Raw genomic sequence first — 17,595 nt, 5'->3', positions numbered from 1 at the left:
GGGTGTCCGTCATGCCTCGCGGACCGGGAGGCGGCGGTGGCCGTTGGAGATGAACGACTCCACGTGGCCCAACTCCGCGCCCGTGGCGCCCAGTTCGAGTGACGGGAACCTTTCGAAGAGCGCCGGGAGCGCGATGCGGGCCTCCATCCGGCCGAGCGGAGCGCCCAGGCAGAAGTGGACGCCGTGTCCGAAGGCGAGGTGCTCCTTGTCGGCGCGGGTGACGTCGAAGACGTCGGCGTCCTTCCCGTGCCGCTCGGGGTCCCGCCCGGCGCCGGCGTAGGCGGCCAGGATCGGGTCGCCCTTGGCGATCACCACACCTTCGGGGCCGCCGAACTCGGCGAGGTCGAGGTCCTCCACGGCGTAGCGCAGCGGCAGGCTCGCCACCGGCGCCTCCACCCGCAGGGTCTCCTCGATCACGTCGTCCCAGGTCGCGCGGCCCTCCCGGACATGGGCGAGCTGCTCGGGGTGGGTCAGCAGGGCGTGCACGGCCTGGTCGAGGAGGTTGACCGTGGTCTCGTGCCCGGCGCTGACCACCAGGACCAGGGTGTCGAGCAGTTCCTGCTCACTGAGCCGGGTGTCGTCCTCGTCGCGGGCGGCGATCAGCCCGCTGGTGAGGTCGTCGCCCGGCGATTCCCGCTTGGCGGCGACGAGTTCGCCGAGCACGCCGTACATCCGCTCGTAGGCGGCGGTCATCTCACCGGGCTCGGCGGAGGTGTCGAACAGCTTGTCCACCAACTCCTTCAGCACCAGCCCCTTCTCCTCGGGCAGGCCGAACAGCTCGCTGATCACCTGGATCGGCAGCGGATAGCAGAACTCCTCCCGCAGATCGACCGTCTCCCCGCGCCGGAAGCCCTCCTCGACCCGGTCGAGCAGCTCCTTGGTGATCTCCTCGATGCGCGGTCGCAGCGCGGCCGTCCGACGCGCCGTGAGCGCCTTGGAGACCAGGATCCGCAGCCGTTTGTGGTCACCGCCGTACGCGGTGAACATGTTCTGCACCGCGACCCAGGTGAACAGCGGCCACTCCGGGGTGATCTCCCCGGCGGCGAACCTCGGCCAGTGCTGCCGCGGGTCCTTCGACACCCGGGGATCGGTGAGCAGCCGCTTGAGCAGATCGGGGCTGCTCACCGCCCAGGCCTCGACATCGTGCGGCCCCGGAAGCACGACCCGGGTCGCCGGACCCGTCTCGCGGATACGGGCGGCCTCACCGTGGATGTCACGGCCGGTCGCGTCAATCACCAGGGGGCTGGGGTGGCCCATGGGGGGTCCTCCTGCAGTCGAGAGCAGTCCAACAGCGCAACGTGTAAGCCCGGTCACGCTACGGCTTGGTAGCGTCGGCGGGCGAGATCCCGCACCGCGTGCTGCGTACGACGGCAACTTCCCTGCGCGTACCCGCAAGTCGGGTTCCGGGCCGACTCCTAGGATCGGGCCCACCCCCCATGAAAAGCCGGTGAGTGCCATGACTGTCAGCAGGGCTCCGCGCTGGATGTGTTCCTACAGCCCCGAAGTGCGCACCGTGCCGGCCGGGCGCTGGTGGACCGCCGTACGGGTGCCGGTCGCTCTCGGCGCCCTCGCTCTCGAGTCCCTCGGGGACGAGACGGGCGCCGTCATCAAGGACGGCTACGGCGGCATCATGTACTGGCTGGTCCCCCCGGGCGACGCGTCCGAATGGCGCCTGCCCGACGTCCAGGTCCTCGGCCGCGGCAGCCATGTGGCCGTCCCGCCCCTGCGCCGCACCGCGGGCCCCGGCCTCTACTGGCGTGTCCCGCTCTCCCACGACACCTACTGGACGAACGCGGAACGCCTGCGCACGGCCCTGACCGAGGCGGCGGCAACAGCCACCCTGTGAACGCCGAACCCCGCACCCCGGCTACAGCTTCTGAGGGGCGCGGGGAACCGCGCGAACAACCACGGACTACCCGCACGCGCCGAACAGCCGGAACTATCCGACCTCCGCGGCGTGCTTCTCTCCCTGCTTGGCCGACCGCTTCTGCCGAGGCTCCTGATCCGGCAGCCAGCCGAAGGCCAACGTGCTGCCCACCGCCCCCATCAGCAGGCCCACGATGAACCCGCCGATGTTGGACGTGAGCCAGGTGCCCAGCGAGAGCATGATCCCGAGGATGGAGTAGAACAGCCGCTGAGTGGGGTTGAAGAGGATCAGCAACCCACACAGGATCATCAGCGAGGGCAGCAGGTAGCCCGCCAGCCCCTGCATTCCGATCTTCAGCATGACCGGCAGCGGTGCCTTCATGGTCAGCAGGATCTCGGCGCCGCCCAGCACCAGCAACAGGCCACCGGTGAACGGCCGGTGTCCCCTCCATTCCCGGAATCGGCTCACTGCGGGCAGCCCTCGCTCGTGAAGCTCATGTGCAGGTCGGGGAGCTTGAAGACGGCCGCGGTGGCGGCGTAGTTGTGCTGGTACAGATCGGTGATGACGACCGAGTCGGCCTGCTGGCCGTAGACACCCTGCGGGCCCTGCTGGTCGACCTTGTCGAACGTGCTGGAGTCGCGGCCGATCTCGATGTTGTTGAACGAGGCGTCGCCCGAGATGTCGTCGGAGTCGATCGCCAGGTTCTTCACGCTCACCGGCGTGCCCTTGTCGCCGGCCGTGAGGACCAGCTGAATGCCGCCGAGGTCGACGCTCTGGCACAGGTTCGTCAGCTTGCCGTTCTTCACGACCGAGGTCACGACCAGCACCTGACCGCCGGTGTCACCCTCGTTCGGGCTGTTCTCGATCATGTGGTCGAGCGAGCCGAACTGGGCGAAGCCCGTACCTTCGAGCTTGTCGGCGGTGACGACGAACGGCATGCCCGAGATGGCGAACTGGACACCCAGAGCGCCCTGCGCGGTGAGGATCATCAGGCCGGCGGCGATGGCCGTGGCCGGCACCGCCATCACGGCGGCGCGCTTGAGCCGAACCCGCCCGCGTCTTCCGGACGCTCCGGGACCCTCGGGTCTTTCGTTGGTGGACGCCGTGGCGTCCGAGGACGAGGCCATGTGTGCTCCCTGGACTTCCAAGTCATTGCAGATGGGGCTTCATTGGCACGTTGTCCTGGCGCGGACAGCGGTTGCGGCGCACGCCTCAGCGCACCTCCCGTAGGTGCAAGGGCTTACTAGCTACGCCGCAGTAGCCATTCGGGAAGTTACCGGTGGTTACTTTCAAGGGTCAAGGCGCTTGTGGCAAAAGGATGTTGGTTGTGCCGCCGCTGTGAAAGGTGAACATCTCTCACCTTTGGTTAAACCACCACGGGCCTCCGATTTCGGCCATCCCCGGAGCGATCTTGAGACACCAACTTCCCCACGACGCCTTGACGTTGGCTCTTTCGCAGGTCTACAACTCATCGGGGTCTCCCCCCACGGATCCGTGGCGCCGGATCCGACGCGCAGCGCATGCCACCGTCCCGAACACCCTGTCGCAGGCGGGGTGTGGGTGGCGCCAACTGAACGCGCTGCGCGGCCCGACGCAGCACCACCCCTCACCGCGGTGCCGGGCACGGTCGCCTTCCCTCCACTGGGCCGTGTCCGGTCCCCGGCTGTCGCTGTCGATCCGTCACGTACGGAGAAGGCGTGTCATGGATCGGCAGCGACCGTACGGCGCTGTGCGGCATCGCCGCGTTCCCCCGCGCGAACGGTGTCGACTCGCGCGCCATCACCGCAGTCCCCGCGTTCGCGGGGACCGTCACCCGCACCTTCCGAGGGTCGTCACCCACGGCCCTCACTTCATGAGAAGAGGCACCCTCATGCGTAGCCGATCCCTCCTTGCCCTCGCCGCCACCACCGCCGCCGTGATGGTGGCCGCCGTCAGCCCGGCCTCCGCCGCCGACTCCGTGCTCACCACCGGCGGCCTCGCCGGCGACGCGGTCGCGGTCGGCGACGTGCTCAACGCGTCGCTGGCGACCGGTACGGCCGGCAAGTTCTACTCCAGCGCGACGGGCACGAGCGGCGTCTCCTGTGCCGCGTCGACGTTCACCGCCACGGTCACCGACAACCCGGCCGCGCCCGGCACGGCCACCGAGACGGTCGACGCCCACACCTTCGGCAGCTGCACCAGCAACGTCGTCGGCGTGCTCGGTGTCACCAGCGTCACGGTCAACAACCTGCCGTACACCACCACCGTCACCTCGGACGGCGTCGTCACGGTCAGCCCGGCGGAGGGCTCGGTCCTGCAGACCACCGTCGTGCTGCGCACCCTGCTGGGCACCATCAACTGCGTCTACCGGGCGGCCAGCATCACCGGCACCTCCAGCAACGACGACAACAGCATCAACTTCACGAGCCAGCCGTTCGCGAAGTTCTCCGGCTCGTCCCTGTGCTTCGCCACCGGCTACTTCACGGCGAAGTACGCGCCCGTCACCGACGCCAACCAGGCCGACGCGAGCGTCTACACCAACTGACGGCCCGAGCCACGACGTCAGTTACCGGTCCGGCGGCCGGTAACTGACTTACCTCACTGATCAGTCGCCCGTACCGGTCAGTTGCCCGATCGGTGGCCCGACCGTTCACCCGGTCGGCCGCCGACACGAGAGCGGCGCCTGCGTCCGCGGAGGAGGAGGGCGGTGCCCGCGGCGAGTACCAGCGCCGTGGCGCCGCCCGCCACCAGCGGCACGGAGGCGCCGCTCTCGTCGGTCGTGGAGGCGACGGGGCTGCCGGGGTCGGCCGCCTGCGCGTCGGCGCCGCCGGCGGTGGTCGGCGCGTCCGTCGGCTCCGTCGGCGCGGTGGTGGCGGACTCGGCCTTCCCCGCGGCCGGCCTCTCGGCCGCGGTTTCCTCGCTCCCGGCGGGCGTCTCCTTCGAACTGCCGTCATCCGCACCGGAGTCGGCCTGCTTCGCCGCCGGGAACACCACGTCCGAACACGAGTAGTAGGTGTCGACCGTGCTCGTGTTCTGCCAGATCGTGTACAGCACCTGGTGCCCGGACCGGTCCGCCGGCAGCTTCGCCGAGAACTGGTAGGAACCGTTCCGCAGCGGCGGGTCGGTGACCGTGGCGAACGGCTTCTCGGGCAGGTCGGACCACGCCAGGGGCTTCGCCGGGTCGTACCCCGGTTTCGTCAGGAACAGCTTGAAGGTCCCGGTGTGCGGGATGGTCGACCGGTATGTCAGGTCCAGCGTGGTGCCGGGGGAGAGGCGGGTCGAGGGCCAGTCGGCGCGGGCCAGGTCGAGCCCCTTGTAGGCCGCGAGGCCTCCGCTGCACAGCTGCCCGTCCGGGACGACCTCCCGGTCCCGCCCGTTCACCCCGGCGACGCGCATGTTGTCCCACGCGGTGAAAGGAGCGCCGTTCGCGGCGACCGCGGCCCTGCACGCCGCCGACCCCTGACTGTCGCCCTCGGGCGAGCACGCCGAGACCCGGCTCACCGGATCCGTCGGCGCGCCGTGCGCCCAGGCCGGGGTGACGGCGCCCGCGGTGAGCAGCAGCGGGGCCACGACGGTGGCGGCGGCGGTCGTGACCGCGGTGCGGCGACCGGTGCTGCGGCAGCCGAGGGCGCGGCGGGCGGACAAGCGGTACATCCGGTACGTCCGATCCATGGGGTTCGAGGGTTGACGGGTCCACGGTGTCGTACGGGACCCGGGGGTGCCGCGTTCAACGCCGCGGCCCTGTTCGACCGGTCGGATCCAGCCAGGCGCCATGCGGCGGCGGAGCCCCGGCAAACCCGGCGAACCGGCACATCAGAGCCCGACTGCCGGGCGGAGTAGGGGAGTTCCCCGGGGGTCGAGGGTTTTCCCCGTATCCCCATGACCTGGGCTTTGCCTAATGTCATCGCACAGCCGAACCATAGGTAACCCCTGGTGGTACGGCTCGCGCCTGGTCGGCTTTCGCGCCATCCCTTTCTGGACCCCCCGCCGCTTCGATGACGAAGCGTTTCAATGCCGCTCCTCCCCTGACATGAGCAGGCCACGAAAGGCGAAGCCCTTGCGTACCTCCCTCTCCCGTACCGCCGGACGGAAGCTCATATCCGTCGCCGCGGTCTCCGTCGCCCTGGTGGCAGGCATGACCTCCTCGGTCGCCGTCGCCCAGGCCCCGTCCGCCAAGACCGACGCCGCGCCCGTCGGCGCCACCGAGGCCGCGGCCGGGACCACCGCCGAGCGCCTGATCGTCGGGTACAAGTCCGGCGCCGCCGAGGCCACGTCGAACAAGGCCGCCGACGCCGACGCCGCGGCCAAGGGCAAGGAGGCCGGCGAGAGCCTCGACTTCCAGCGCCGGCTCGGCAGCGGCGCTGCCCTCGTCGACCTGGGCGAGGACGTCACGAAGGCGGACGTCGCCGACGTCATCGCCGAGTACCAGGCCGACCCGCAGGTCGCCTACGTCGCCCCGGACCGCCTGAACAAGGCGCTGGCCACCCCGAACGACACCGAGTACAGCAAGCAGTGGGACCTCTACGAGGCCACCGCGGGCATGAACGTGCCGGGCGCCTGGGACAAGGTCACCGGCACCGGCGTGACGGTCGCCGTCATCGACACCGGTTACGTCGCCCACTCGGACCTCGCCGCGAACATCGTCGGCGGCTACGACTTCATCGCCGACACCGCCGTCTCCAACGACGGCAACGGCCGTGACAGCAACCCGGCCGACCCGGGCGACTGGACCTCGGACGGCGAGTGCGCCACCGACTGGGCGGCCACCACCTCCTCCTGGCACGGCACGCACGTCGCCGGCACCATCGCCGCCGTCACCAACAACAGCAAGGGTGTCGCCGGTATCGCCTACGGCGCCAAGGTCTCCCCGCTGCGGGTGCTCGGCAAGTGCGGCGGCTACGACTCCGACATCATCGACGCGATCACCTGGGCGTCCGGCGGCACCGTCTCCGGCGTGCCCGCCAACACCAACGTCGCCAAGGTCATCAACATGAGCCTCGGTGGCGGCGGAGCCTGCACCACCGCGACCCAGAGCGCGATCACCGCCGCCGTCAACCGCGGCACCACGGTCGTCGTCGCGGCGGGCAACAGCAACGCCAACGCGGCCAACTACTCGCCGGCCAGCTGCAACAACGTGATCTCGGTGGCGGCCACCAACCGCGCCGGCTCCCGCTCGTACTACTCCAACTTCGGCACGACCGTCGACATCGCGGCCCCCGGCGGCGAGACCCGCACCACCGAGTCGGGCGGCATCCTGTCCACGCTGAACACCGGCACCGCCGGCCCCTCCGGCGAGACGTACGACTACTACCAGGGCACCAGCATGGCCGCCCCGCACATCGCGGGCCTCGCCGCGCTGGTGAAGTCGGCGAGCTCCGCGCTGACCCCGGCCCAGATCGAGTCCGCGATCAAGACCAACTCGCGTGCTCTGCCCGGTACCTGCTCGGGCGGCTGCGGCGCCGGGCTCGCCGACGCGGCCAAGACGGTGCAGGCGGTGAGCGGAGGCTCCACGGGGGGCACCACCTACACCAACACCACGGCCGTCGCCATCCCGGACAACGCCGCGGCGATCGAGTCCTCGATCTCCGTCACCGGCCGCACCGGCAACGCGCCCTCGACCCTCCAGGTCGGCGTGGACATCACCCACACCTACCGCGGTGACCTGGTCCTGACCCTGGTGGCCCCCGACGGCTCCACCTACCCCCTCAAGGCCTCCAGCTCGGACTCCGCCGACAACCTGGTCACCACCTACTCGGTGAACGCCTCCAGCGAGGTCGCCAACGGCACCTGGAAGCTGCGTGTCCAGGATGTCGCGGCCGCTGACACGGGCCGCCTCAACAGCTGGAACCTCACCTTCTGATCCTCGGCCCCCGGGCCGAACCCCGGCCGCACGGCCGGGACGAATGACCGCCACCCCCCCATGCCGGCGGCCGACCGATGCGAGCGGGCATCGGCCGGCCGCCGGCTCATGTACGCCGGGCGTTAGCGTATGCGTATGTCGACAGAGAAGTTCGAGGTGTCCGGGCCGGCCGAGGGCCCGGCCGAGCGGCGGGCCGGGAAGCCGGCCGAGGAATCCGGGCCGACCGGGGTGTTGGCCGGAGTTCCGGCCCCGGCGGTGTGCCCTCGCTGCGGGGCTTCGGGTCCGTCGGTGCGAACGGTCCCCGACGCCTGCGCCGATCCCGACTCCCCGCGCTCCGGCCTCGCCGACCGGCTAGCCAAGGCCCCGGGCGCGCACTCGACGTTCGACAGCGTCACGCACTTCCTGGAAGGCATGATCCTCGCCGGCATCGGCGCGGGCCTCGCCTACAGCGGCGTACAGAACGACAAACCCCTCTACACGGCCGGCGGTACGATCCTCGCCGTCCTCCTCTTCGCCGGCACCCTCTGGGTGATCCGCGGAGAATCCCGCGAACGCGCCACCGTCAAGGCGGGCAAGCCCCGCGCCGAGCACCTGTGGCAGCCCGCCCACTACTGCGCCTCGTGTGAGTCCGTGTTCTACCCCACCGGCAGCCCGTGGCCGGGCCCGCTGACGACGGACCAGTTCAGGAAGTACGTCTGGACCGAGGCCGGCTTCGACCAGCAGATCGACGAGCAGCTGAGGAAGGTGGAACTGCCGCCCCGGACACCCACCGGCCCCGCCGCCCCGGGAGGAACCCACGGCCATGCCTGACGCCCCCGTCATCCGAAGCGACGACCCGGCCTCCTTCCCGCACAGCGTCCTCGCCGAACGGCACCCCGCCCTCATCCGCAAGGTCCGCGACGCCACGCCCTACGGTCCCGAACAGCGCCGCGCCCTCGACGAGTTGCTGAAGAACGGGATCGAGGGCGTGCTCACCCCGCCGGCCGACGACGACTGGTGGGACACCTGGAACGTACGCCGTTACGCCGGCCGGTCCTGGTTCTCCCTCCCCTTCCTCGCCGCCGAGAGCTGCTTCTACCGCCAACTCCTGCGAGCCGTCGGCTACTTCGGCCCCGGCCCCTGGCAGGGCGTCGACCCGTTCCGCCCCTTCAAACTCGCCGAACTGGACACCCCCGAGGCAGCCGCCGAACTCAGCGCCCTCGGCCCCCTCGCGCAACAACCCCTGCCGGACCAACTCAAGGCCCTCCTGCACGGCTCCCTCTGGGGCAACCGGGCGGACCTCGGCTTCCGCATCCAGACGGCGGAAGGGAGTGAGGATGCTGCTTCCTCCCAACTGGTGTTGGACGACACCGAGTTGCTGCTGTCACTGCTGACGGACAAGGCCACGGCCCCTGTCGGGCGAACGCTCTGCCTGGTCGCCGACAACGCGGGCCGTGAACTGCTCCCCGACCTCCTCCTCATCGACCACCTCCTCACCCACGGCCACTTCGACCGTGCCGTCCTGCACCTGAAGCCGTACCCGTACTTCGTCTCGGACGCCACCACCGCCGACACCCTCGACGCCGTACGCCACCTGGTGTCCGCCGAGGCCGACGCCGGGAACCGTCTGTACTCCGCCCTCTCCGACGGCCGCCTGATCCTCCGCGCCCACCCCTTCTCCTGCGCACCTCTGCCCTACGCGGACATGCCCCCCGACCTGCGCGACGACTTCGCCTCCGCCGACCTGACCCTGATGAAGGGCGACCTCAACTACCGCCGCCTGGTGGGCGACCACCTCTGGCCCCCCACCACCCCCTTCACCGAGGTCACGTCCTACTTCCCCGGCCCGGTCGCCGCCCTGCGCACCCTCAAGTCCGACGTCATCACGGGCCTGACCCCCGAGACGGAGAACGCCCTGGTGACAGCCGAGGGACAGAGCTGGCGCACGAGCGGGACGAGGGCACTGATCCAGGTCAAGGTCTGACGACGGCGGGGCGAGGAAACCTCCTGGATTCACGCGATGGTGTGATCATGTGTCCCCATCCGGATGCCCGCCGGAGGCCACGGGTAGGGCCCCGCCCATGACGCAGCCGTTCGTACTCCCGCACTTCTACATGCCGTATCCCGCGCGGCTGAACCCCCACCTCGAAGAGGCCCGCGCCCACTCCTCCAAGTGGGCGCGGGAGATGGGCATGCTGGAGGGCTCCGGCGTATGGGATCAGGCGGACCTGGACGCGCACGACTACGGCCTGCTGTGCGCGTACACCCATCCCGACTGCGACGGTCCGGCGCTCTCGCTCATCACCGACTGGTACGTGTGGGTGTTCTTCTTCGACGACCACTTCCTGGAGCTCTTCAAGCGTTCCCAGGACCGCCCCGGCGGCAAGGCCCACCTCGACCGACTCCCGCTCTTCATGCCGCTGGACCTGTCGACCCCCCTGCCGGAGCCGCGGAACCCGGTGGAGGCGGGCCTCGCCGACCTGTGGGCGCGTACGGTGCCGTCGATGTCGATGGACTGGCGCCGCCGTTTCGCCGTGGCCACCGAGCATCTGCTCAACGAGTCGATGTGGGAGCTGTCCAACATCAACGAGGGCCGGATCGCCAACCCGGTCGAGTACATCGAGATGCGCCGCAAGGTCGGCGGTGCGCCCTGGTCGGCCGGTCTGGTCGAGTACGCCACCGCCGAAGTCCCGCCGTCCGTCGCGGAGTCGAGGCCCCTCAGGGTTCTGATGGAGACGTTCTCCGACGCCGTCCACCTCCGCAACGACCTGTTCTCGTACCAGCGGGAGGTCGAGGACGAGGGCGAGAACAGCAACGGCGTGCTCGTCCTGGAGACCTTCTTCGACTGCGGCACCCAGCAGGCCGCCGAGACGGTCAACGACATCCTCACCTCCCGGCTGCACCAGTTCGAGAACACCGCGCTCACCGAAGTCCCCGGACTGGCTCTGGAGAAGGGCCTCACCCCGGACGAGCTCGCGGCCGTCGCGGCGTACACGAAGGGCCTGCAGGACTGGCAGTCCGGCGGCCACGAGTGGCACATGCGCTCCAGCCGCTACATGAACGAGGGGGCCACCTCCTCGCGCGGCCCGCTCGACCTCGGCGGCGCGGTCCTCACCGGCCCGGCCCTGGCCGCCCGGCCCGGGTTCGGCACGTCCGCCGCCGACATCGGGGCGCTGTTCGCGACCGCCGCGGCGGAACGGCTGCGCGCCCACACGCATGTGCCGTACCAGAAGGTGGGGCCCTCCCGACTCCCCGATTTCTACATGCCGTTCAAGGTGGAACTCTGCCCGCACCTGGACGCCGCCCGCCCCCGCCTCACCGACTGGATGCACGCGATGGGCATGCTGAGCGAGGGCGTCTGGGACGAGGAGAGGCTCGCCGCCGCCGACCTCCCGCTCTGCTCGGCCGGCCTCGACCCTGACGCGACACCCGAGCAACTCGACCTCAGTTCCGCCTGGCTGGCCTGGGGCACCTACGGCGACGACTACTACCCCCTCGTCTTCGGTCACCGCCGCGACCTCGCCGCCGCGCGCCTGACCACGGCACGCCTCTCCGACTGCATGCCCGTCGAGGGGGAGCAGGTCCCCGTCCCGGGGAACGGCATGGAACGGGGCCTCCTCGACCTCTGGGCACGGACGACGGCGGGGATGACCCCCGACGAACGACGCGGTCTGAAGGCGTCCGTCGACAAGATGACCGAGAGCTGGGTGTGGGAGCTGTTCAACCAGATCCAGAACCGCGTCCCCGACCCGGTCGACTACCTGGAGATGCGGCGCGCCACCTTCGGCTCCGACATGACCCTCAGCCTGTGCCGGATGGGCCACGGACCGCAGGTTCCGGACGAGGTCTACCGCAGCGGCCCCGTCCGCTCACTGGAGAACGCGGCGATCGACTACGCGTGCCTCATCAACGACGTCTTCTCGTACCAGAAGGAGATCGAGTACGAGGGCGAGGTCCACAACGCGATCCTCGTCGTGCAGAACTTCTTCGGCTGCGACTACCCGACCGCGCTCGGTGTGATCCACGACCTGATGACCCAGCGGATGCAGCAGTTCGAGCATGTCGTCGCCCATGAACTCCCCGTCGTCTACGACGACTTCGACCTGTCGGAGGAAGCACGCGCCATCATGGGCGGCTATGTGACCGACCTGCAGAACTGGCTGTCCGGCATCCTCAACTGGCACCAGCGGGTCGACCGCTACAAGCCCGAGTTCCTGGCCCGCCGGGCCCACGGCTTCGTCCCGGACCGGCCGCCGGTCCTGTCCTTCGCGCAGGCTCACATCGGCTGACCCACCGTCACCCGGGTCGCGTGCTCGACCGCGGCCCGGGCGAACGCCCGCACGACCGGGTGCGGACGGCTGCCGTCGCCGGCCAGCTCCGGCTGGAAGAGCGTCGCCAGGAAGAAGGGGTGGCCGGGCAGTTCGGCGATCCGGACGTGCCCGTCCTCGTCGAGCCCGGAGAACCGCAGACCGTGCGCGCGCAGGGTGTCGAGATGACGGGTCGGGCCGTACGCGCAGAAGTACCGCTCGACCGACCGCTCGGCGTTCATCACGGACTGCGCGAGCGAGCCGGGCTCGATCACGACCGTCGCCTCGTGTCCGATCAGGGAACAGGCGAGCGGCTCGATGAGGAAGTCCTCGGCGTCCGGCTCGGTCTCGGCGTGCGCGACCCGGGTGAGCCCGCACTCGTGCCGGGCGTACTCCAGCAGCGCGTGCTGGAAGCCGCCGCACGTGCCCAGGAACGGGATGCCCTCCTCCCGCGCGGTCCGGATCGCGGAGAGCACCCCGGCCTCGCTGCGGTACGGGCTGCCCGGCACCACCCACACCGCGTCGAAGCCCCGCACGGCCCCCGCGTCGGCGGCGGCGTCCCCGGAGGGGATCCAGTACGCGTCGAGGACGAGCCGGTCGCGCCCGGCGAGGGCGTCGAGGAGGAGCGGGATCCGGCTGTGCGAGACGACGTCGGGGGAACGGTCGCCGACGATCGCCAGCCGTGCGGACCGGGCGGAGAGGGAAGAGGCGGGCTGAGCCGCGTGCTGCGTCATGCCCGTCATCCTGGGCGCGACCTCGACTTCACGTCCAACGATGATTTCCGCATGCTCGATAAGCATTGCTGATGGACGGTGCGCGATCCTGTCGGTCATGGATCCCCATCTGCTGCGTACGTACGTCACCGTGGCCCGGCTCGCCTCCTTCTCCGAGGCGGCCCGCGCGTTGGGCTACACCCAGTCCGCGGTGTCCCAGCACATCGCCGCGCTGGAGCAGGACCTGGGCGCCGCGCTGCTGACCCGGCGCCCCGTCGCCCCCACGGTCGCGGGCGAGCGGCTCCTCGAACACGCCGGGCCCCTGCTGCTGCGCCTGGAGGCGGCCCGTGCCGACGTCGTACGGATGGCGGCGGCACCCGAGCACGGGCTGACGCTCGCGGCGACCCCGACGGCGCTCGGCCCCCGTACGATCGCCGCGCTGCCCGCCGCGGGCGTGACCCTGCGGACCCTCGCCCGCGACGAGATCCCGGCGGCCGTCGCCACGGGCGCCGCGGACCTGGGCCTGGTCGACGGGCTCGCCGCACCCAGCGACCCCCTCCGGCTCCCCGACGTGGCACCCCTGACCACCCGGGGCATCGGGGAGGAACCCGTCTGCGTGCTCCTCCCCGCCGGCCACCCCCTCGCCCGCCGCCCCGGGCTCCGCCTCGCCGACCTCGTCGACGCCCGCTGGCTCGACGCGCCCGGCGCGGGCCTCCCGCTGGACCGGCTCCGCACCGCGAGCGGTACCGGCGGCGTCCGCACCGCCCTGCGCTACGAGGGCACCGACCTGCGCACGCTCACGGCCCTCGCCGCCGCCGGACACGGCCTGACCCTCCTGCCCCGAGGCTTCGCCGCCGACGTCCCCGGCGCGGTCGCCGTCCCCCTGGTCGAACCGCGCCTCGTGCACCGCACGGAGATCGTCCACGGCGGCACACCCGGCGGAGCGGCAGCGGCCCTGGTGCGGGAGCTGACCGGGCCGGAGCCGGTGCGGGGGCCGATGTGACGGAGCGTCAGTCTCACTCTTTCGTGGCTCGTCGCGCCGTGGTGCGCCGGGTAGGTGTCCGGCCGGAGGCGACACCATGGAACAGACCGCGTTGCGACCCAAGCCCCTGCCGGGCCAGGAGTCCGGTGACGGCCGCCCGTCCGGCACCGCCCGGCGCCCGCACGCCGCACCCCGCAGTGGCGGGCAACGCCTGATCACCCTGCTGTTCGCCCTGGTCGCCTGCGCGGTCCTCGTCCTGTCGGGCGTAGGGCTCGGCACGATGGGCACCACGGTGATCGGCATGAGCGGACTCGCTGAGCTGCGGGACGGGGCGCCGGTCGGGCCGGAGGTTTCCGCCCGGCCGGTCGGCGGCCAGTCGCGGTCGGGCTCCCCCAAGTCCTCTTCGGGGAAGGGCAGTTCGGTTTCCGCGACCTTGGCGTCCGCACACCCCGCCCTGGGTGTCGAAGTCGTCGACGCCGCTGGAGACGCCCGGAGCCGAGGCGCGCTCGTGTCCGGTGTCCACGTCCCCGGCGCCGGTTACACCGCGGGCCTGGTCCGCGGCGACGTGATCCTGGCCCTGGGCGGAACCCGGACCGGCACGGCGGCCGACCTCGCGCGGGTGATCGGTGCCGCCCGCCCCGGAGCGGCGCTGCGGCTCGTCGTGCGCCACGCCAACGGCGCCCGTCAGTACCTGGTGGCCGTACCGGGAGTCGTCACCTGACGCGCCCTTTCCGCCCCGGGCGCCCCTATACGGCCACCCGGAAGTGGCTCGTCAGCCGTCCCTCGTCGTCCAGCACATGGAAGGCGAAACCGGGCGGCGCCTCCCGGTCCGCGACCGGGTCGCCCTCCCAGGGCAGCCGCAGTGTCCAGGTGACCCCGGGACCGACGACCAGTGGGCGCCCGGCGAACGTGGTCGCGGCAGGGGTGTGGGCGTGTCCGGTGATGATCCCCGCGATCTCCGGCCGACGCCCGAGCAGCCGGTCCAGTTTCGAAGGCCGGCCCAGCCGGTACGCGTCCGGCAGGGGATGGTGGAGGGCCACCGGCGGGTGATGGAAGGCGAGCAGCACCGGCCGTTCGCCGTCCAGCCCGTCGAGGGTCTCCTCGATCCAGACGTACGTCTGCGCGTCCAGCTCGCCCTCGTCCCGGCCCGGGATGCTGGAGTCGCACATCAGCACGGCCGCGGTGGTGAAGACGTGCGCGCTGTTGACCGGCCCGTCGGAGGGCGGCTCCCCGAGCAGCGCCTTGCGGTAGGGCGCCCGGCTGTCGTGGTTGCCCGGGCAGGTGAGCACAGGGAAGGGGGCCCCGCCCTCCCGCAGCCCCAGGATGCGCGCCGCCTCCTCGTACTCGGCCTCCGTGCCGTGGTCCGCGATGTCCCCGGTCACCAGCAGCGCGTCCACCCGCCCCGGCAGCCCCCACAGCAGATCCCGTACCCGCTCCGCCCGCCGGGTCGCCCGGTCGCTCCCGTCCAGATGCAGATCGCTGATGTGCGCGAGTACGAGCATCGTCGTACGCCTCCTAGGGGCGGTGCGTGCCTAATGGAACAGTCGCATACAAGCATTAGCGTTAACGGATGGGCAACTCTCAAGCATTAGTGGGAGTCGCGCGACGGCTCGACAGTTGACGCGACGACGCAATCGGCTCGCGTGCGCCACGGTGGAGGGGCAGGATGCTGCCCGTGGACCCAGGGAACTCCGAGCAGACGGAGGCATGGATGACCGGTACGCCCAGCGACGGGCCCGCGACCGTCACGACCGAGGCCCCGCCCGCGCCCTTCACCGCCGACGACTACCGGGCCCGGATGCGGCGCGCGGCGCGGGCCGCCGCGGACGCCGGACTCGACGGGCTGCTGGTCGCGCCCGGCCCGGACCTGGTGTGGCTGACGGGGCACCGGCCGCCGGAGACCGAGCGGCTGACGACGCTGGTGCTGCGCGACGGCGAGGACCCGGTGCTGGTGGTCCCCACGCTGGAGGCCCCGGACGCCGCCGGGGCACCCGGCGGCCCCGCGCTCACCCTCCGCGACTGGACCGACGGCAAGGACCCGTACGAGGCGGCCGTCTCCGTCCTCGGCCCGCGCGGCCGTTTCGGCGTCAGCGACAACGCGTGGGCGCTGCACCTGCTCGGCCTGCAGCGGCGGCTGCCCGGGACGACGTACGTGGCGCTCACCGAGACCCTGCCCATGCTGCGGGCGGTGAAGGACGCGGCCGAACTGCGGCGGATGGCCGCGGCGGGTGCGGCCGCCGACCGGGCCTACGAGGAGATCCGGCAGGTGTCCTTCGCCGGGCGCCGGGAGGCGGAGGTCGCGGCCGATCTCGCGGGGCTGCTGCGCCGGTTCGGGCACTCCCAGGTCGACTTCACCATCGTCGCGTCGGGCCCGAACGGCGCCAACCCGCACCACGAGGCCGGCGACCGCGTCATCCGCCACGGCGACATGGTCGTCCTCGACTTCGGCGGCCTCAAGGACGGCTACGGCTCCGACACCTCCCGCACGGTCCACGTCGGCGAACCGACCGCCGAGGAGCGCGAGGTGCACGACCTCGTGCGGGCCGCCCAGGAGGCGGGGTTCCGTGCGGTACGGCCGGGCGCTGCCTGCCAGGACGTGGACCGGGCCGCCCGCGCGGTCATCGCCGACGCCGGGTTCGGGGACCGCTTCATCCACCGCACCGGGCACGGCATCGGCGTCACCACCCACGAACCGCCGTACATGATCGAGGGGGAGGAGCGGCCCCTCGTGCCCGGCATGTGCTTCTCGGTCGAACCCGGTGTCTATCTGCCGGGCCGTTTCGGCGTACGGATCGAGGACATCGTGACCGTGACCGAGGACGGCGGCCGACGCCTCAACAACACCGCGCGCGAGATGGCGGTGGTCGAGTGACCGACCGCGTACCCTCGCTGATCTGAACCCCCGGACGACGGCGCGACCATGACCCAGGCACCGACACCCACCGCGGACAGCGTCCGCCGACTGGTCCGTTCCCTGTTGAGGAACGGGGAGGGTCGGCGCGGCGGCGGTGAGGGCGGCGACGGACCCGAGGTGCGGCCCGTCGCCGGGGACGACGCGCACTACACCTGGTGGGTCGGTACCCGCCATGTGCTGCGCCTCACGTCCGACCGGCACGCCGTCGGACGGCAGAAGCGCGAGCTGCGGCTGCGGGACGTGGTCCGTCCGCACATCGGCGTTGCCGTCCCGGTGAGCGTCGCGCACGGTGAGTGGTCCGGCAACCTCACGTACACGCTCGACACGAGGCTGCCGGGCGGTACGGCGGAGGGGCACGACGTGTCCGCGGTGGGCGAGGCCGATCTGGCGGCGCTCCTGACGGGGCTGCGCGAGGTGCCGCTGCGGCAGGCCGAGCCGCTCGGGGTACCGCGGCTGGCCCCGCGCTCGCTGGAGGCGCTGTGTGCGGCGGCGGGGCGTGCGGCGCGGCTCCTCGCCAAGGCCGACGAGTTCGACGCGGGGCGGCTCGGGCAGCTGACGTCCGCGAGTGCCGCGCAGCTGACGGCGCCGGGCGCGGTGCTGGTCCACCACGGGCTGACGGGCGACCACCTCGTGGTGAGCGCGGACGGCCGGGTCCGTGGCGTCCTCGACTGGACCGACGCTGTCATCGGTGACCCCGCCGAGGACATCGCCGGTCTCGCCGCGGCCGTCGGTTCGCCGGCCGCCGTCCGTGCGGCCACCCTCGCGGGGTACGGCGCCCGCCCCTGTCTGCGCGGCCTCTGGCTGGCCCGCTGCGACACGGTCATCGGCCTCGCGGAGGGCTTGCGGGGCCGGTCCGCCGCCCCGCTCCCGGTGCTCCGGCACCGGCTGCGGCGCACGTGGGAGGCGATTCTGCTGGAGAGGGTGACGGATCTGCGGGGCGAGGACTGAGGGTATTCGTCGGGCGCCCGACAGCTCGGGGCTCGGGTGCCCAACA

General features: G+C 71.6%; 17 protein-coding genes. 11 read left to right on the top strand and 6 right to left on the bottom strand.

Annotation, left to right across the window (positions count from 1 at the left end):
• Positions 1-9: 9 nt before the first annotated feature.
• Complete coding sequence (locus OG622_RS12585) at positions 10-1,257, bottom strand: cytochrome P450 (protein ID WP_371575809.1); 1,248 nt, start codon at positions 1,255-1,257, stop codon at positions 10-12.
• Positions 1,258-1,456: 199 nt separating this feature from the next.
• Between OG622_RS12585 and OG622_RS12580 the strand changes: the two genes are divergently transcribed.
• Entirely contained in the window at positions 1,457-1,846 is a 390-nt protein-coding gene (locus OG622_RS12580; RefSeq protein WP_371575807.1) for a hypothetical protein, read from the top strand.
• Positions 1,847-1,939: 93 nt separating this feature from the next.
• Here OG622_RS12580 and OG622_RS12575 read toward each other — a convergent pair whose 3' ends face one another.
• Positions 1,940-2,335: a DUF6114 domain-containing protein gene (locus OG622_RS12575; protein WP_371575805.1), complete on the bottom strand. Its 396-nt coding sequence runs from the start codon at positions 2,333-2,335 to the stop codon at positions 1,940-1,942.
• Positions 2,332-2,994 (bottom strand): DUF6230 family protein, encoded by a 663-nt coding sequence (locus OG622_RS12570; RefSeq protein ID WP_371575803.1) that lies wholly within the window; start codon positions 2,992-2,994, stop codon positions 2,332-2,334. The genes OG622_RS12575 and OG622_RS12570 overlap by 4 nt, the downstream gene beginning before the upstream one ends.
• Before the next feature lie 570 nt (positions 2,995-3,564).
• Between OG622_RS12570 and OG622_RS12565 the strand changes: the two genes are divergently transcribed.
• A complete protein-coding gene (locus OG622_RS12565; protein ID WP_371575801.1) occupies positions 3,565-3,723 on the top strand; it encodes a hypothetical protein in 159 nt (52 codons plus the stop codon).
• Positions 3,724-3,737: 14 nt separating this feature from the next.
• On the top strand, positions 3,738-4,391 hold the full coding sequence (locus OG622_RS12560) for a Tat pathway signal sequence domain protein (RefSeq protein WP_371575799.1): 654 nt from the start codon (positions 3,738-3,740) through the stop codon (positions 4,389-4,391).
• A gap of 77 nt (positions 4,392-4,468) precedes the next feature.
• Here the strand turns inward: OG622_RS12560 and OG622_RS12555 are convergent, their stop codons facing one another.
• Complete coding sequence (locus OG622_RS12555; protein WP_371575798.1) at positions 4,469-5,518, bottom strand: lytic polysaccharide monooxygenase; 1,050 nt, start codon at positions 5,516-5,518, stop codon at positions 4,469-4,471.
• 385 nt (positions 5,519-5,903) lie between these two features.
• Here OG622_RS12555 and OG622_RS12550 point away from each other — a divergent pair, with 385 nt between their 5' ends.
• The 4 genes from OG622_RS12550 to cyc2 all read left to right on the top strand — a co-directional run bounded on the left by OG622_RS12550 (position 5,904) and on the right by cyc2 (position 11,974).
• Positions 5,904-7,706, top strand: coding sequence for a S8 family serine peptidase (locus OG622_RS12550; RefSeq protein WP_371575796.1), 1,803 nt, complete (start codon positions 5,904-5,906; stop codon positions 7,704-7,706).
• Between the two features lie 135 nt (positions 7,707-7,841).
• The gene (locus OG622_RS12545; protein WP_371575794.1) at positions 7,842-8,516 is read left to right on the top strand and encodes a hypothetical protein; all 675 of its coding nucleotides are present in this window, start codon (positions 7,842-7,844) and stop codon (positions 8,514-8,516) included.
• The gene (locus tag OG622_RS12540; RefSeq protein WP_371575792.1) at positions 8,509-9,669 is read left to right on the top strand and encodes a damage-control phosphatase ARMT1 family protein; all 1,161 of its coding nucleotides are present in this window, start codon (positions 8,509-8,511) and stop codon (positions 9,667-9,669) included. The genes OG622_RS12545 and OG622_RS12540 overlap by 8 nt, the downstream gene beginning before the upstream one ends.
• Positions 9,670-9,766: 97 nt before the next feature.
• The gene (cyc2, locus tag OG622_RS12535) at positions 9,767-11,974 is read left to right on the top strand and encodes a germacradienol/geosmin synthase Cyc2 (RefSeq protein WP_371575791.1); all 2,208 of its coding nucleotides are present in this window, start codon (positions 9,767-9,769) and stop codon (positions 11,972-11,974) included.
• Here the strand turns inward: cyc2 and OG622_RS12530 are convergent.
• Positions 11,962-12,726 carry a hypothetical protein gene (locus OG622_RS12530; RefSeq protein WP_371575789.1) on the bottom strand — a complete coding sequence of 255 codons (765 nt, stop codon included), beginning with the start codon at positions 12,724-12,726 and terminating at the stop codon, positions 11,962-11,964. The genes cyc2 and OG622_RS12530 overlap by 13 nt on opposite strands.
• A 97-nt stretch (positions 12,727-12,823) precedes the next feature.
• Here OG622_RS12530 and OG622_RS12525 point away from each other — a divergent pair, with 97 nt between their 5' ends.
• On the top strand, positions 12,824-13,708 hold the full coding sequence (locus OG622_RS12525; protein WP_371575787.1) for a LysR family transcriptional regulator: 885 nt from the start codon (positions 12,824-12,826) through the stop codon (positions 13,706-13,708).
• Positions 13,709-13,784: 76 nt separating this feature from the next.
• Positions 13,785-14,408, top strand: coding sequence for a PDZ domain-containing protein (locus OG622_RS12520; RefSeq protein ID WP_371575785.1), 624 nt, complete (start codon positions 13,785-13,787; stop codon positions 14,406-14,408).
• A gap of 25 nt (positions 14,409-14,433) precedes the next feature.
• Here the strand turns inward: OG622_RS12520 and OG622_RS12515 are convergent, their stop codons facing one another.
• Positions 14,434-15,189: a phosphodiesterase gene (locus OG622_RS12515; RefSeq protein ID WP_371575783.1), complete on the bottom strand. Its 756-nt coding sequence runs from the start codon at positions 15,187-15,189 to the stop codon at positions 14,434-14,436.
• Between the two features lie 209 nt (positions 15,190-15,398).
• Here OG622_RS12515 and OG622_RS12510 point away from each other — a divergent pair, with 209 nt between their 5' ends.
• Positions 15,399-16,559: an aminopeptidase P family protein gene (locus OG622_RS12510; protein WP_371575781.1), complete on the top strand. Its 1,161-nt coding sequence runs from the start codon at positions 15,399-15,401 to the stop codon at positions 16,557-16,559.
• A 48-nt stretch (positions 16,560-16,607) separates the two neighbouring features.
• A complete protein-coding gene (locus OG622_RS12505; RefSeq protein WP_371575779.1) occupies positions 16,608-17,549 on the top strand; it encodes an aminoglycoside phosphotransferase family protein in 942 nt (313 codons plus the stop codon).
• Positions 17,550-17,595: the final 46 nt, after the last annotated feature.

Source organism: Streptomyces sp. NBC_01314 (assembly GCF_041435215.1).
GTDB lineage: Bacteria > Actinomycetota > Actinomycetes > Streptomycetales > Streptomycetaceae > Streptomyces.
This window is presented reverse-complemented; position numbering and strand designations above follow the sequence as displayed.

Bases quoted from the DNA above. Each gene is read 5' to 3' on its own strand.
- OG622_RS12530 (WP_371575789.1), bottom strand. From the start codon at position 12,726: ATGACGCAGCACGCGGCTCAGCCCGCCTCTTCCCTCTCCGCCCGGTCC.
- OG622_RS12515 (WP_371575783.1), bottom strand. From the start codon at position 15,189: ATGCTCGTACTCGCGCACATCAGCGATCTGCATCTGGACGGGAGCGAC.
- OG622_RS12555 (WP_371575798.1), bottom strand. From the start codon at position 5,518: ATGGATCGGACGTACCGGATGTACCGCTTGTCCGCCCGCCGCGCCCTC.
- OG622_RS12540 (WP_371575792.1), top strand. From the start codon at position 8,509: ATGCCTGACGCCCCCGTCATCCGAAGCGACGACCCGGCCTCCTTCCCG.
- OG622_RS12525 (WP_371575787.1), top strand. From the start codon at position 12,824: ATGGATCCCCATCTGCTGCGTACGTACGTCACCGTGGCCCGGCTCGCC.
- cyc2 (WP_371575791.1), top strand. From the start codon at position 9,767: ATGACGCAGCCGTTCGTACTCCCGCACTTCTACATGCCGTATCCCGCG.
- OG622_RS12545 (WP_371575794.1), top strand. From the start codon at position 7,842: ATGTCGACAGAGAAGTTCGAGGTGTCCGGGCCGGCCGAGGGCCCGGCC.
- OG622_RS12570 (WP_371575803.1), bottom strand. From the start codon at position 2,994: ATGGCCTCGTCCTCGGACGCCACGGCGTCCACCAACGAAAGACCCGAG.
- OG622_RS12560 (WP_371575799.1), top strand. From the start codon at position 3,738: ATGCGTAGCCGATCCCTCCTTGCCCTCGCCGCCACCACCGCCGCCGTG.
- OG622_RS12585 (WP_371575809.1), bottom strand. From the start codon at position 1,257: ATGGGCCACCCCAGCCCCCTGGTGATTGACGCGACCGGCCGTGACATC.
- OG622_RS12510 (WP_371575781.1), top strand. From the start codon at position 15,399: ATGACCGGTACGCCCAGCGACGGGCCCGCGACCGTCACGACCGAGGCC.
- OG622_RS12520 (WP_371575785.1), top strand. From the start codon at position 13,785: ATGGAACAGACCGCGTTGCGACCCAAGCCCCTGCCGGGCCAGGAGTCC.
- OG622_RS12580 (WP_371575807.1), top strand. From the start codon at position 1,457: ATGACTGTCAGCAGGGCTCCGCGCTGGATGTGTTCCTACAGCCCCGAA.
- OG622_RS12505 (WP_371575779.1), top strand. From the start codon at position 16,608: ATGACCCAGGCACCGACACCCACCGCGGACAGCGTCCGCCGACTGGTC.